Source organism: Bradyrhizobium sp. AUGA SZCCT0176, assembly GCF_018130145.1.
Taxonomy (GTDB): domain Bacteria; phylum Pseudomonadota; class Alphaproteobacteria; order Rhizobiales; family Xanthobacteraceae; genus Bradyrhizobium.
Genome location: NZ_JAFCMB010000008.1, coordinates 38,051 through 51,314 on the forward strand (window position 1 = coordinate 38,051; position 13,264 = coordinate 51,314).

The 13,264-nt window shown below is 63.5% G+C and carries 7 protein-coding genes and 1 tRNA gene; 1 reads left to right on the forward strand and 7 read right to left on the reverse strand.

The window, feature by feature from the left end:
* From JQ600_RS19860 to JQ600_RS19870, 3 genes are all read right to left on the reverse strand, one after another.
* Positions 1 to 1,743, reverse strand: a complete 1,743-nt coding sequence (locus JQ600_RS19860) for a glycosyltransferase family 39 protein (RefSeq protein ID WP_212261578.1) — start codon at positions 1,741 to 1,743, stop codon at positions 1 to 3.
* Positions 1,744 to 1,839: 96 nt separating this feature from the next.
* Positions 1,840 to 3,882 carry a penicillin-binding protein 1C gene (pbpC, locus tag JQ600_RS19865; protein ID WP_409363304.1) on the reverse strand — a complete coding sequence of 681 codons (2,043 nt, stop codon included), beginning with the start codon at positions 3,880 to 3,882 and terminating at the stop codon, positions 1,840 to 1,842.
* A 167-nt stretch (positions 3,883 to 4,049) separates the two neighbouring features.
* Complete coding sequence (locus tag JQ600_RS19870; protein WP_212389311.1) at positions 4,050 to 9,257, reverse strand: alpha-2-macroglobulin; 5,208 nt, start codon at positions 9,255 to 9,257, stop codon at positions 4,050 to 4,052.
* Positions 9,258 to 9,548: 291 nt separating this feature from the next.
* Here JQ600_RS19870 and JQ600_RS19875 point away from each other — a divergent pair.
* A tRNA-Arg gene (locus JQ600_RS19875) sits at positions 9,549 to 9,625 on the forward strand.
* 195 nt (positions 9,626 to 9,820) lie between these two features.
* On the opposite strand, the gene JQ600_RS19880 is transcribed toward JQ600_RS19875, so the two are convergent.
* The 4 genes from JQ600_RS19880 to JQ600_RS37595 form a co-directional block, all read right to left on the reverse strand.
* Positions 9,821 to 10,066 carry a hypothetical protein gene (locus JQ600_RS19880; RefSeq protein WP_212261584.1) on the reverse strand — a complete coding sequence of 82 codons (246 nt, stop codon included), beginning with the start codon at positions 10,064 to 10,066 and terminating at the stop codon, positions 9,821 to 9,823.
* 204 nt (positions 10,067 to 10,270) lie between these two features.
* The gene (locus tag JQ600_RS19885; protein WP_312011001.1) at positions 10,271 to 10,453 is read right to left on the reverse strand and encodes a Trm112 family protein; all 183 of its coding nucleotides are present in this window, start codon (positions 10,451 to 10,453) and stop codon (positions 10,271 to 10,273) included.
* A gap of 285 nt (positions 10,454 to 10,738) precedes the next feature.
* The gene (locus JQ600_RS19890) at positions 10,739 to 11,269 is read right to left on the reverse strand and encodes a hypothetical protein (protein WP_212389312.1); all 531 of its coding nucleotides are present in this window, start codon (positions 11,267 to 11,269) and stop codon (positions 10,739 to 10,741) included.
* 1,587 nt (positions 11,270 to 12,856) lie between these two features.
* Positions 12,857 to 13,228, reverse strand: coding sequence for a hypothetical protein (locus tag JQ600_RS37595; protein WP_212389313.1), 372 nt, complete (start codon positions 13,226 to 13,228; stop codon positions 12,857 to 12,859).
* Positions 13,229 to 13,264: the final 36 nt, after the last annotated feature.

Below are 13,264 nucleotides of genomic sequence, written 5' to 3' on the forward strand. Positions count from 1 at the left end.
TTATTCTGTGCCTTCGGAGCGGAAGATTGCGATTGAAACCGCCTTGCCCTGCGAGATGTTATAACCCTCGACACGCGTCGCCACGTTATAGCGCAGCCCGATTGCTTCGGCGCGCTGGACAAAACCGCGCTCCGAGCGCGATTCCACCAACGCAAAGCGGCAGGTGCCCTGCCCCAGGAAATCGGCAGCGCCTGATCCGTCGGTCAACAGCGTACTGGTTCCGGTCATGAAGACGAGACTGGGCTCATGGAAGCCGGCAGCCGCGGCCTTCGGCCCGACGCAGACGACGTTGCGCAGCGCGCGCGCGATGCCTGCGCTTGGAAACAGCGTCGTCAGCGACGGTAACACGATGCCATAGACGGCGATTGCCAGGCACATCGCTGCAATCACGGCATGCAACAGCGAGCGCTCGGCGCGGCTTTCCTCGAACAGCCACCAGGCGATCAGGCCGAAGATCATCGCCGCCGCCAGCACCGGCCAGGCCGGAAACACCGGCTGATGCGTCAGCTTGATCGCCGCGACGATCGCGATCACGGCCGTAATCGCGGGGATCGCAAACCACCAGGCCGCGCCGCGCCTCAGCCAGGAGCGCGACAGCACTCGGCGCTCGAGAGCGCCGACGGTCAGGATGGCGATGGCCGGATAGAGCGGCAGCACGTAGTGCGGAAGCTTGGTCATCACCAGCTCGAACACGATCCACGACGGCACCAGCCAGGCCAGCAGATACTGCGCGCCGGGCTCGCGCCGGGCCCGCCATACCGCCGGAGCCGCCATCCCCGCCAGCGGCGCTCCGGGCCAGAACGTGACCCAGAACAGCAGCAGATACAGGCCGGGCGGCGCGCCATGGGACTCCTGTGCGGCGAGCTTGCTCAGCATGTCGCCGCCGAGCGAATTGGTGAAGAACGCATCGCCCGCGCGCCAGAAAATCGCGACGAACCACGGCAGCACCAGCACCAGCGTCCACATCAGGCCCCAGACCGGGCGCATGCGCCACAGCCAGACCGCCGAGCGGTCGAGGATCGCCAGCGCCGCGATGGTCAATCCCACGAACATCAGGATCAGCGGGCCCTTGAGCAGGATGCCGCCGGCCAGCGCGGTCCAGAAAATCGCGGGCGAACTCCACGGCGGCCGCGCCGGATCCTCGCCGCGCTGCCAGGACAGGTAGACCCGCGCCATCGCCCCCATCGCGGCGGTGACTGACAGCAGCAGCATCGCATCGGTCTTGGCGAGCCGCGCTTCGGCGCCAAGCAAGACACAGCTGCACATCATCAACGCCGCCAGCGCGGCGCCGCTCCGGGTCACGAAGGCGAGCGCCGTCCAATAGGTCAGCAGGACCGCGCCGATCGCGCCAATAAGCGAGGGAAGGCGATAGAGCCAGATGCGCAATTCCGCCCGCGGCAGGCCGAGCTTCGAGGCGGTTTCGACCACGGCGGCCTGCATCCAGTAAATGCCGACGGGCTTCTTGTAGCGGACGTCATCCTGAAAGCGGATGTCAACGTATTCGTCGCTTTCGACCATCTGCTTGGTCGCCTGCGCAAACCGCGCCTCGTCGCGGTCGATGGCCGGAATCGAGAAGAAACCGGGCACGAAAAGCACGATGGCGCACAGCGTCAGGAAGATGATCGCGCGGAAATGGCTGGCTGTGGCGAAGTCAAACGCGGCGAGCAGCCTGCGGCTGGAATTCGCAGGTTTCACAGACTGTTGGCCTGCTCCAAATCGCCGGGGTTGCACGGTTTCAACCATCTTGTTCGCATACGATGAAACCGCACTGCAAACAACACCGCAGTTCCCGCTATCCGGCGGTGTTCCCGGCCCCCTGATCGGTCAAATTGTACCTGTTTATTGCACCCGGATCACCACGGTGTCGGCGGCGCCGGTCGCGTCGATGACCGTGAGGCGTGCAAAGCCCGGTCCGGGCGGCTCGACCAGACGTTGACGCCGGCTGCCGATCTCGCCGACCGCGATACCGTTCACCAGCATGGTCAGCGGCAGCACGCCGCCAGCGACCTTGACCGGCATCGCCGAGAATTGCCCGTCGTTGGAACGGTCGACGTCGATCCGTGAACCGTTCAGCGGAAACTGGATGCGCGGCGCCTGATCGCTGCCGGTGCGGACCAGTTCGCCAATGGGGCGGAAGCGCCGCAGCGGCACCGGAAGCTTGGCGTTACCAGCGATCAGCGCGCCCTTGGGCGGTTTCGGCAATGGCGCAAAGGTTTTTCCGGTGCGCGCGAAGGCGTCGAACAGGATCGGCGCGGCGGCGGTACGGCCGACCAGCCCGGCCACCGGCGCGCCGTCGGGACGCCCGACCCATACGCCGATAGTGATGCGGCCGTCGAAACCGACCGACCAGGCATCGCGATAGCCGTAGCTGGTGCCGGTCTTGAAGGCGATCCGGTTGTGCACGCCGTTTTCCGGCGGCGGCGTGCCGATCAGGACGTTGCCGACCTGCCAGGCCGCGGCCTGATCCATCAGCCGCATCGGGTCGCGCTCGTCCTTGGCGATCATTATTTCGCGCAAGGGCTTTGTGGTGCCGAGCCGCGCCAGCCCCGCATAGAGTTGCGCCAGATCCTGCAGGGTAACGCCGACGCCGCCGAGGCCCATGGCAAGGCCCGGCGCTTCGTCTTTCGGCAGCACCAGATTGCCGCCGGCCTGCTTCAGCCGCGACGACAGCCGGCTTGAGCCGACGCGGTCGAGCAGCGCGATCGCCGGCACGTTCAGGGACAGTTGCAGCGCCTTGCGCACGGGCACCGTGCCCTGAAACGTCATGTCGAAGTTTTCAGGCGCGTAGGAGCCGAACCGGATCGGACGATCGTCGATCAGGCTCTCCGGATGCACAAAGCCGTCTTCGAAGGCGAGACCGTAGATGAAGGGCTTTAGCGTCGATCCTGGCGAGCGCACCGCGCGGGTCATGTCGACCTGCCCGGCGCGCCGCTCGTCGAAATAATCCGACGAGCCGACCCGCGCCAGCACGTCGCCGCTTTCATTGTCGACCGCGATCATCGCTACCGAAATGTTCGGCCCCTGCGCAATCGCGCGGTCGCGCGCCAGCGCTTCAAGGGTCTTCTGCAGGCCTGCATCCAGCGTCAGCTTGATGACCGGCGTATCCTTCACCGTCGCCATCGACTGGTCGGAGGAATGCGGCGCCAATATCGGCATCGGCTTGCGCAGCCGCGGCACGGAGACGGCCTTGGCCTGAACCGAATCCTCTTCGGTTACGCGCTGCTCATTCACCATGCGTTCGAGCACGCGATCGCGCGCGGCGCGGGCGACCTCGGGATGGCGGTCGAGGCGGCGGGTCTCCGGCGATTGCGGCAGCGCCACCAAGAGCGCCGCTTCCGCCAGCGAGAGCCGCTTCGGCTCCTTGCCGAAATAGGCGATCGAAGCGGCGCGCACGCCCTCCAGATTGCCGCCGAACGGCGCCAGCGCCAGATAGAGATCGAGGATCTGATCCTTGTTCAATTGCCGCTCGATCTGGATCGCGCGCACCATCTGGCGCAGCTTGGCGTAGACCGAGCGCTCCCGCCGCGGCTCCATCAGCCGCGCCAATTGCATCGTAATCGTCGAACCACCGGAGACGATGTGGCCGCGCGTCATCAGCTGAAGTGCGGCACGGCCGAGCGCCAGCGGATCGACGCCGCGATGCGAGTGGAAGCGGCGATCTTCGTACGCCAGCAGCAGCTTGAGGTAGCCAGGATCGACGCCGGTTTTGGCATCGACCGGCAGCCGCCAGCGGCCGTCGGCCATCGCATAGGCCCGCAGCAATTTGCCGTTGCGGTCGACGATCGAGGTCGAGACCTTGCGCGCCTGCTCCAGCGGCAGCGGGCCGAGCGAGGCAACCCAGCCGGCGAACGCGCCGGAGATGGCGAGAAGTACGACAGCCATTGCTGCCGCGAAGCGAACGATGCGTCGCTTTCCAGCACCGTCATGGTCCCGGCCATCCACGTCTTGCTTTGTATCAACAAAAGTCGTGGATGCCCGGGACATCTGCGCGAAGACGCGCTTCGCGCCTTTGCCCGGGCATGACGACTTCTGCTGGTTCGCGGGCGCACTCATTTGGCCGGACGCACCTCCACGGTGCCGGTGCCGGTGCGGCCATAGCGCGAGGGATTGTACATGTCCTCGACATAGGCCTGCGGCAGCACGTATTTGCCGGGGGAAACCGCGCGCACGACATAGGCGACGGTGAACACCGCCGTATCGTCGCTCGCGCGATCGATGGCCGCGGTGAAGCGGTCATCGCGGAACTCGGTATTCTCCGGCTCCTCGCCGTCCTCGATCCAGTCCAGTGTGTTTTTGTCGCCGGAAGACACCAGCCGCGGGTTGTCGATCTCAAGGCCGGCCGGGAGATAGTCGGATACCATGATGTGCCCGTATTCCGGCTTGGCCTCGGTGATCTTCAGCACCACGGCGAAACGATCGTTCTGCTTGGCCTTGCTGATATCGGCGGGCTTGCCGTCGAGCGTGAAGTAATTGCGCTCGATCTTGAAGCCGTTCGAGGCGGCCGGCTCCGGCGTGACCGGCGAACCCGAGACCGACACCACCGCCTGCACCGGTGCATCGCCGGTGTTGGTGATCTTGACCGGCCTGCCTGCCATCTGCTCCGCCTTGTAGCTGCGATAAGCCGCCGTCTTGATCGGCGAACCATCGATATCGAGCGCCATCGTCTCCTTCGACAGCGCGCGCGAGGCCAACACCAGCCAGGCGTTTTCCTGCGTCGAGGTGTAGGGCGTCAGTCCCCGCGCCACTTCGACCCGCTGCACCGCCTGCGTCAGCGTCGCCCGCGGGGCATTGCCTTCGCTGGCGAGCGACACCAAAGCTGCGGCATCGCGTAAAGCGCTGCCATAGTCGACCCGGCCGAACTCGATCACGGGCTTCGGCGCCAGTGCATCGAGCGCAGCGCCGTAGACGCGTTCCGCCCTCGCCTTGTCGCCGACCAACGCCAGCGCCGCCGCCAATTGCGACTTCGCAATCGGCGTCGCCAGATTGCTCAGCTTGGTGTCGGCGAGGTAGCGCAGGTCGCCGATCGGGGCGGCGCCATTGCGTGCCAGCACGTAGAGGCCGTAGGCCAGATCGCGGCCGCCGTCCTTTTCGGGCTCGTTGGCGTTGACCACCGAGTTGCGGATGCGGTCGAGCGCGCTCTTGAACAGCACATCCGGCACCGCAAAGCCCTTTTCACGGGCGCGGGTCAGGAAGTCAGTCACATAGGCGTCGAGCCAGGCATCGTCGCCGCCCGCCGACCAAAGGCCGAACGAGCCGTTCGAGCCCTGACGTGCCAGCAGCCGCTCGATCGCGTCCTTGATGCGCTGATCGACCGCGGTGTCCATCGCCAGATGGGCGCCTGCCGCAAGGTCGTTGACGTAGAGCAGCGGCATCGCGCGGCTGGTGATCTGTTCGGAACAGCCGTGCGGATAGCGATCCAGCGCCTTCAGGATGGTCGCCGCATCGAGTGCGGTGGACAGGCTGACGGAGAGCGACACGCTGCCCGTTCCCGACACCAGGTCGGTAAACATGTCCGAGGTCAGCGTCAGGCTCTCGCCCTTGGCCAGGGTGCGGATCGAGCGGCGCGCCAGGACCTGCGTCGCCGCCTTGACGTCGAGCGCATAGTGCCGCGCCAGCGCCAGGCCGTTCGGCCCCTTGATATCGACGTCGAGATTGGCGGTGCCGGCGCCGCCGGCGTCGATCGCCAACGACATCGAGGTCCGCTGCTTGGCGGCGAGTTTCACAGTCGTCGCGGCATTGCCGGTTACCTTTACGGGCCCCGTCGTTTTGACGTTAATCGTATAGTCGCCGGGTGCACCTTCAACGTTGTCGAGATCAAAGCTCATGGTGCCGCGGTCGCCATTGAGCAGGAAGCGCGGCAATGTTGCCGTCAGCACCACGGGATCGCGCACGGTGACGTCGATGGTGGCGCGGCCAAGCCTTGTCGCACTCCAGGCCACCGCCATGACACGCGCGGTGCCGGCGAACTCCGGAATGTCGAAGCTGATCTCGGCGGACCCGTCAGGGCCGACCGTGACGATGCCGGAATAAAGCGCGAGCGGTTTCTGGGTGGGCGGGCTGCCCTGCAGCTCGGCGCCGGCACCGTCACCGCCGGTCTTGAGCTGGCCGCGGGTACCCTGCATGCCGTCGATCAATTGCCCATAGAGGTCGCGGATCTCGGACGTGAGGCGGCGTTGGCCGAGATAGAAATCATCCGGCGCCGGCGGCTTGTAATTGGTCAGGTTCAGAATGCCGACATCCACCGCGGCGACCACGATCTTGGCGTCTTCGCCGGGGTTGAGCCCGCCGAGTTTGACCGGAATCTTCAGCGCGGTGCCGGGGCGGACCAGCGGCGGCGGCGAGAGCGCCACCTGCAGCGTGCGGGCCTTCTTGTCGATGCCGAACCATTTCAGGCCGATTGCCCGTCCGGGCATCCGCAGCGCCGCGGCGTCGAGCGGACGGCGCAACGTCGCCAGCACATAGGCGCCGGTACCCCAATCCTTGCCGACTGATAGCTTGACCTGCTGGGTGCCTTCCTTGACGTCCACGGTCTGGGTGGTGAGCAGGCGGTCGCCCAGGACGTTGATGGTCAGCTTGCCGGCCGTGCGGGCGTTGACCGACACCACCATGGTATCGCCGGACGCATATTCCGGCTTGTCGATCGAGGTTTCGAGGAGATCGGGGGTGTCGGCGCTGCCGTCCGAATACCAGCCGACGTCGAACTGGACCGAGGTGACCGGCCCGTCCGCCTCGGTCGATTTGACGTCGAGGCGATAGCGGCCAGGCTGCGGCGCCAGCGACACCCGCGCCGCCTTGTCGGCCGTGAGCGTCAGGTCGCCATCGGCGACGCGCGAGGTCGATTTGACCGGCTCATATTCCCAGGACGAATTCTGCCGGTACCACTGGTAGCGGGATTCCATCTTCAGGAGCTCGTAACGCAAGCCATCGCGCGGCAATTGCTTGCCATCGGGAGCGACGAACACCACGTCGAATTCGGCCTTGTCGCCCTCGGCGACGCTCTTGTCGCCAAACAGCGGCTTGATGCCGATCAGGGGCGTGGCAGGCGCCACGGGGAGTACCAGCTTGCGCTCGACGGCGCGGCCACCGGCCTCCGCCATCCGGACGAAGATTTGCGCCTCCTGCGGGCGGGTCGAAGTTGGCGCCTTGGCCAGCGACACCGGGAACGTCGCCACGCCATTGGCATCGGCCTCCGGCAGGTTCTCGATCGGGGTGCGCTCGTTGCTGGCGGTTTCCTCGTCGGCGACGCCGAACTGGTAGCCGGGATAGCCCGGCCGCCCGGAGGCTGCCGAGGTGACCAGCATGTCGCCTTCGAGCTGCAGGCCGGAAGCCGGCGCACCGTAAAGGAAACGGCCATCGACCTTAAGTTCAACTGGAACTTCAGCTTTGATCATTTTCTCCTTGCTGGAGATGTTGAATTCGATCCGCTCGGGGATGTAGTCCTCGACCATGAAGGTGGTCTCGCCGACCGCCGATCCCTTGGGGTCCGTGAAGGCGCGTACCCGCCAGGTCCCGGTCGGGACCGCGGAATTGAGCGGCACCACCATGCTGCGGCCGCCCGCGCCCTGATCGGGTAGCACGGCACGGCGGAATTCGACGCCATCCGGACGCTCGATGACGAGGGTGAGCGGCCCGCCGGCCATGGCGTTGCCCTGCCCGTCGCGCAGCAGCGCGGTCAAGTAGACGGTTTCGGTGGAGCGGTAGACGCCGCGCTCGGCATAGACGAAGGCATCGGCGCCCGCCGGCACCACCCGACCGGACACGCCGCGGTCGGTGAGGTCGAACGCGTTGGTTTTGAGGCTGAGGAAAGCGTAGTCCGACTTTTCGCTCATGACCGTCAACAAGGCCGGCGACAGCCCGCCCTCGCCGCGCGCCAATCCAGCCTCGAACAGCACGTGGCCGGAATCGTCGGTCTTGCGGGTCGCCAGGATCTCGTTGTTGCGCGCGATCAGCCGCACCTCGGCCTTGCCGACCGCCTCGGTGGATGCCAGCGAATTGACGAAGACGTGGATACCGTCATTGCCTGAAAACGCCGACAGGCCCATGTCGGAGACGATGAACCACTGCGTCGCCAGCCGGCCGTCATCATCGCTGCCGGGGCCTTTGGCTGACGCCGTCATCACATAGACCCCCGGCTGCAGGTCGCCGAGCGCCTGGTCAACCGGGAAAGCGGTAATGACGTCCTGGTTGAGCGTGGTGGCGGTGGCGAGTTCGCCGGTCCAGACCTTGACGCCCTTCTCGTCGCCGAGATCGCCGAGCTGGTAGGTCGACAGCGTCTTCTGGAAGTCGCTGTCGATCACCGTGTTGATCAAATTGCGGTCGCCGATCCGGAACACGTTGACGTTCACCGCAGGCGTATTGACGCTGACCAGCGGGATGCCGCGCTGGCCGGTACGCGGCAGCACATAGGCGCGGCCGGTAAAGCGCACGAACGGCTTGCGGTCGCGGACATAGATGTTGAATTCGGCCGATTTCGGCAGGGTTTCCTTGACCGTGGACGGCAGGCCGGCACGCAGATTGATGTTGTAGCGCTCGCCGTGCTTCAGGCCGTCGACGCAAAGCTGCTTGCCTTCGGCCGACAGCGCCGGCTTGTCGGTGCCGGCCAGCGCCAGAAACGGCGCAAAATCGACCCGTTTTGCCAGATCTTCAGAGAACTGGAAGCACGCCCGCGGTGACGCGCCGTCGGAGTCCACGGTGTAATCCAAAAGACGAAAACCGTGTTGGTCGCGCATCTTCTCATATTGGCCGCGCACCTCGGCGACCTCGCGCATGTCCAGCGACAGCCGCAGCGCATCCAGCGCCGGGCGCCAGAGCTTGCGGTCGGACATCGCCCGGCCCAGCACAGCCAGCGCATCGGCTTCCTCGGCGGCGTTGCCGGCGCGCTGATAGGCGATGTAGGCCGCGGTCGAGGCGCGCTCGAGCAGGAAGGTCTGTTCGCTCGAGCTTGCGGAACGGATCTGGAAGATGGTCTTGGCGAGTTTGAGCCAGTTGGCACTGTCTTCGGGCGTGGTGCCCGCGATCTGTCCGAGGATTTGTAGGCCGGTGCGGAAGTCGGAACGCTTGAAGGCGCTATCCGCATCGGTCCGCAGCGTCGCGCTGGATTTGGCGACCGGCCCCGCCTCGCTCTTGATCTGGGCCTCCAGCTTGATCGCGGAATCGGCGAGATCGTCGCGTTTGAAGGCTTTGTCTGCTGCCTGCGCTGCGACCAGGCCAAGCGCCAGCGTGGCGCAAACGACTGTGGCGCGAACCAAACCGATCATGATGGAGCTCCTTGGGCGGACGACCGCCTCGTAACGGACGAAAAGTGCGCGAAAAGGTGACGGACTGATGGCGATGGAAGAGGCTTGCGAAAAAGTCGCATGCGGCATGGCTCTGACAGTCCAAGGTCCCGGACCGCACCGACAGGGGTTGCCGGCGCAGCATTGATTGACGGGCGGACCGATGGCAATGGTTCGCCGTCTGGCTTTGTCGCAGCCTGAAGGAAATCGGTTCGGAACGGACTTGGCTCCGAAGCGGATTTTTCATATTGGCAGTGTTAGAAAGACTCCGACGGTCCCATAGCTCAACTGGATAGAGTAACGGATTTCTACTCCGTGGGTTGCAGGTTCGAATCCTGCTGGGATCGCCAATATTTTCAATCGGATAGCTGGTTTTTTCTCGAAAAAGCCGTGTCGCATTCTGTATTGAAGAGAACTCTTGGCTTTCATGGTTGTCGCTCGCCCGGTAACGGACCGAGCAGTCGCGGCTCGACATTCGCTGGTCCGGCGAGCGCAAAGATGGCTTCGCGTGGCACCATAAGAAAGAGGCCGCCAACTGAGATGACCTACGGATCGATAATCCCGGTGCCATCGTCTTCAAGGCGGAACGTACCTCGGCAAGCCATATGATATTTTCGCCCTACAACTGGCATCTCATCTTCCTTGCTGAACGACGACACGTTCACCACAAGTCGCTTTACCAGAACCTCTTTGAACCCATCCGGCTCCTCTAAAATCACCCGCCAAGTCCACTCGCCGTTGGGCGATTCAGCGGCCATCGTATTGTAGCGGTAGCGGATGAGATCGGTCATTGATTGCAGGAGGTCCGATTAGAGCCGTACCGCAGCGCCAAGGCTCAGGACGTAGAGGATGACCACAACCGCCAGCATGGCGAGTACCAGGTCAAAGCGGGACAATCTGAGACGCGACTTTTCCATGGCCGCTCGTCTAGCAATATGGAGCTGATGAATCAAACGGACGCTGTGTGAGACGGGTTCTTTGGTAGACGAAAGACTTCAATCCAGCTTTCGCGCTTCTGCCGGCAGCATGATCGGGATGCCGTCCCGGATCGAGTATGCGAGGTGTGCCGAACGGGAGATCAGTTCCTGTTTTACCTCGTCAAACTCCAGCGGCCCCTTGGTCAGGGGACATACCAACAATTCAAGCAATTTGGGTGAGATCTTGCGAGGCTCGGCCATGGCCATCTCATAGACCGGGACTTCAATCATTTCAATTCAGACTGTCCGGGCGCGTCGCCGATGATGCTTCAGTAAAGGACGCCGGAGGATGGACGACACTGGTTGCCGAAGCGCGCAGAACGGGCGCGCCTCAATAGCGGTACGCGCGCCCTCACCAGCCGCTCACACTCGGAAAGCTCCGACTGCTGGCGCATCTATTACGGTGATGTTCAGGTCGGCACGATAGCGGTTCAGTCAAGGTTGCCGGGTCAAGGCTAAGCGTGGCTATCCGCGGTCGGCAAATTGTTAAGGAGTTGACGGGATCAGAGCGAGTGGATTGAATATGCAGAACAGGATCGTGGCGAGGAACATGCTGCAAATCATCCCGATCTCGATGATCGACGATCGATATCGCAACGGCGCCGGAATATACACGGGGCTCGCTACGTCGTTTGCACCCATCTTTACCAGCGCTTGGCGGTAGCCTTTCCACGATCTTACGTTCTCGATGATGATTAGGGCACTCATCACGGCGATGGCGATGACAAGAAAGTTGGAGAACGTTTCGTAGATCTGGGAATTGCCGCCTCTTTTGCTGGCATCCGCTTGAAGACTGATCCAGATCGTCCCTCCCACAACGGCCGAGAAGAGCCGTATAAATTGATTGAATGATTCGTATATTTTCTGACTACGATCCGCTATTTGTTTGGTGAGAAATTCGTAGTGCTTATCTTCGGAAACCATTGTGCCCTCCAGATCCGTAATTGATAAATCAACCCTTTGGTGGTCGGTCTTCAATACCTGATTTGCAGCAGAATATGGAGTCAGGTTGCGCATGCGATACGCCACAACCAACGACCGTTGCAGCCGTCGTGGAGAGAGTTCAGCCCGCCAGACAGGCTGCGGCTCCAGCGAACTCAGGCGCCTCGCGATGTGCGGTGGCTCGTTGCTGTTCCCAGCCCAAGCTGCAGGACGATTTGCCTATCCGTTCGGGCCGCGCTTTAATAGCGCCATGCACGCCCCGCGGCCCACCCGACAGGCTCGCGACTCAGCGGCCTAGCCGGTGCGTAGTATGTTCGCTGATACCACTTGAGTGGCAAACCGATTGCGTCTCCGGCGGCTATTGACGCGTGAAGCACCTCCGGTTCGCGACCTTATTTCCGATGCGAGTTGTAATCCAAAGTCAGCGCAACGCTGGTTCGAGCCGATCGAGACCCTGTGGCGCCACGATCGATATCGCGGTTACACCACGTTCAGAGGCGCATATGACGCACCCGCAGCCGGCGGTTCGTCATCAGATGTTTCCCGTGGCGACATAGGTGCTACCAGCGCCGTAGTGATAAGGCGGTACGGCGGGCGGTACCGACACCATGTACATACGGGCTTTCGATGGAACCGCGTGGGACAATTGGGACTCGTTCACCCTGACCACGCTGCCGAACCATGCGCCGGTGACCACGATCAGCAATCAATCCTTGCATATCAATGAATGGAGTGAGATCGGCAACTGCTGTCCTATTCCGACGCCGACGGACATACCGCAACCGCCTACCAGTTCTGGGATGGTGGCGCAGGCGCCAGCAGCAGTTACTTCTGGACGCCTGCGAATTCCCACTGGGCCGCCGGTATCGCAATCGACGTTAGCGTCGCCGATCTCGACGATGTCTGGCTTCGTGGTGGCGCTGGCACCGGCACGGAAACCATGTATGCACGCAGTTTCGATGGAATCGACTGGAGCGCGTGGCACGCGTTTGTGCTCACGACCATCGTCTAGACCGGCATCGAAGGTAGCTTAGCGTAGGCTCGCGCCTACGTTCGGATTCGCGTGCAGACCGGTTCCCTCGCTACACGAATCGATGCAGATTTGGCGTGCGTCAGCCTCCTGCAGGTGGTCCAGACAAACGCCATCCGGCTGCACTGCCAATCCGGCCCGAGCGCGGCGCTGGACACCGGCTCCGGATACGCCAGTCCGGTCGCGACGCCGCCCGCGACGCAGGCGAACAAAACGATCGCTGCGGCGAGAACGACATTTTTAGGGGTGCACCAATTCGGGATCATGGCGGTCGCTCCTTTCAGGAACTGCCGCAACATAGGCTCGCGCCGGCCGTCCTTATGTGATCGAATTCACAGTGTTTCGGCTTTCAGGGTGCGACCGATTGCAGTTCCGTGCCCAAACAGGGCGGCGCTACCGATCGTATCGGGTTCCCTCTCCTGACATCCGACCGCGCCACAACCTGTGCGCTACCTGCCGGATCAATTCTGCAACACTCGCACGCCAAGATGCGCGGCAGGGGCATAAGTCCCGCAAATCCGTTGCGCGCGTGCGGAGGTTGATCAACACTGTTGGTTCGGGGAAAGTGCGTGTGCGGGGGGCGTGCCATTAGTAAGCAGGAAACGGGCTACGACTACGATCGCTATCGAAAACTACTGGCCGAAGCGACCGACGATGCCAAGCGGCTCGAACTCATCGATCTCATGATCAAGGAGGGAGCCCGCGACAGGCTGGAAGCCCAGCGGACATCCGATCGCGTGGCGATGACGGCCGTGACAGTTGCGAAAATTCTCGGCCCGGGCGGCCGCCGCGACCAATTCAGGGTCGATTAGAACAGCCACTGCCTGGCTGCTCGGAACCGGTTTCAGCCGGCGCTTGCTGTTGCTTGTGTCGAGGCGCACGCCATCGGCGATCCGGCCAGGGCCGCCGCCAGCGCGCTCACCGGCATCGGACGACCAACCGGGCAGTTCACGGAAATCTCCCTGTTTGCCCCCTTCGGCGCTGGCATTTTGTCGCCGGTTCACCTACTGAAGCGCAAACCGCCAATCCCCTGCGTTTCA

Bases quoted from the DNA above. Each gene is read 5' to 3' on its own strand.
- JQ600_RS19860 (WP_212261578.1), bottom strand. From the start codon at position 1,743: ATGGTTGAAACCGTGCAACCCCGGCGATTTGGAGCAGGCCAACAGTCT.
- pbpC (WP_409363304.1), bottom strand. From the start codon at position 3,882: ATGGCTGTCGTACTTCTCGCCATCTCCGGCGCGTTCGCCGGCTGGGTT.
- JQ600_RS19870 (WP_212389311.1), bottom strand. From the start codon at position 9,257: ATGATCGGTTTGGTTCGCGCCACAGTCGTTTGCGCCACGCTGGCGCTT.
- JQ600_RS19880 (WP_212261584.1), bottom strand. From the start codon at position 10,066: ATGACCGATCTCATCCGCTACCGCTACAATACGATGGCCGCTGAATCG.
- JQ600_RS19885 (WP_312011001.1), bottom strand. From the start codon at position 10,453: ATGGCCGAGCCTCGCAAGATCTCACCCAAATTGCTTGAATTGTTGGTA.
- JQ600_RS19890 (WP_212389312.1), bottom strand. From the start codon at position 11,269: ATGCGCAACCTGACTCCATATTCTGCTGCAAATCAGGTATTGAAGACC.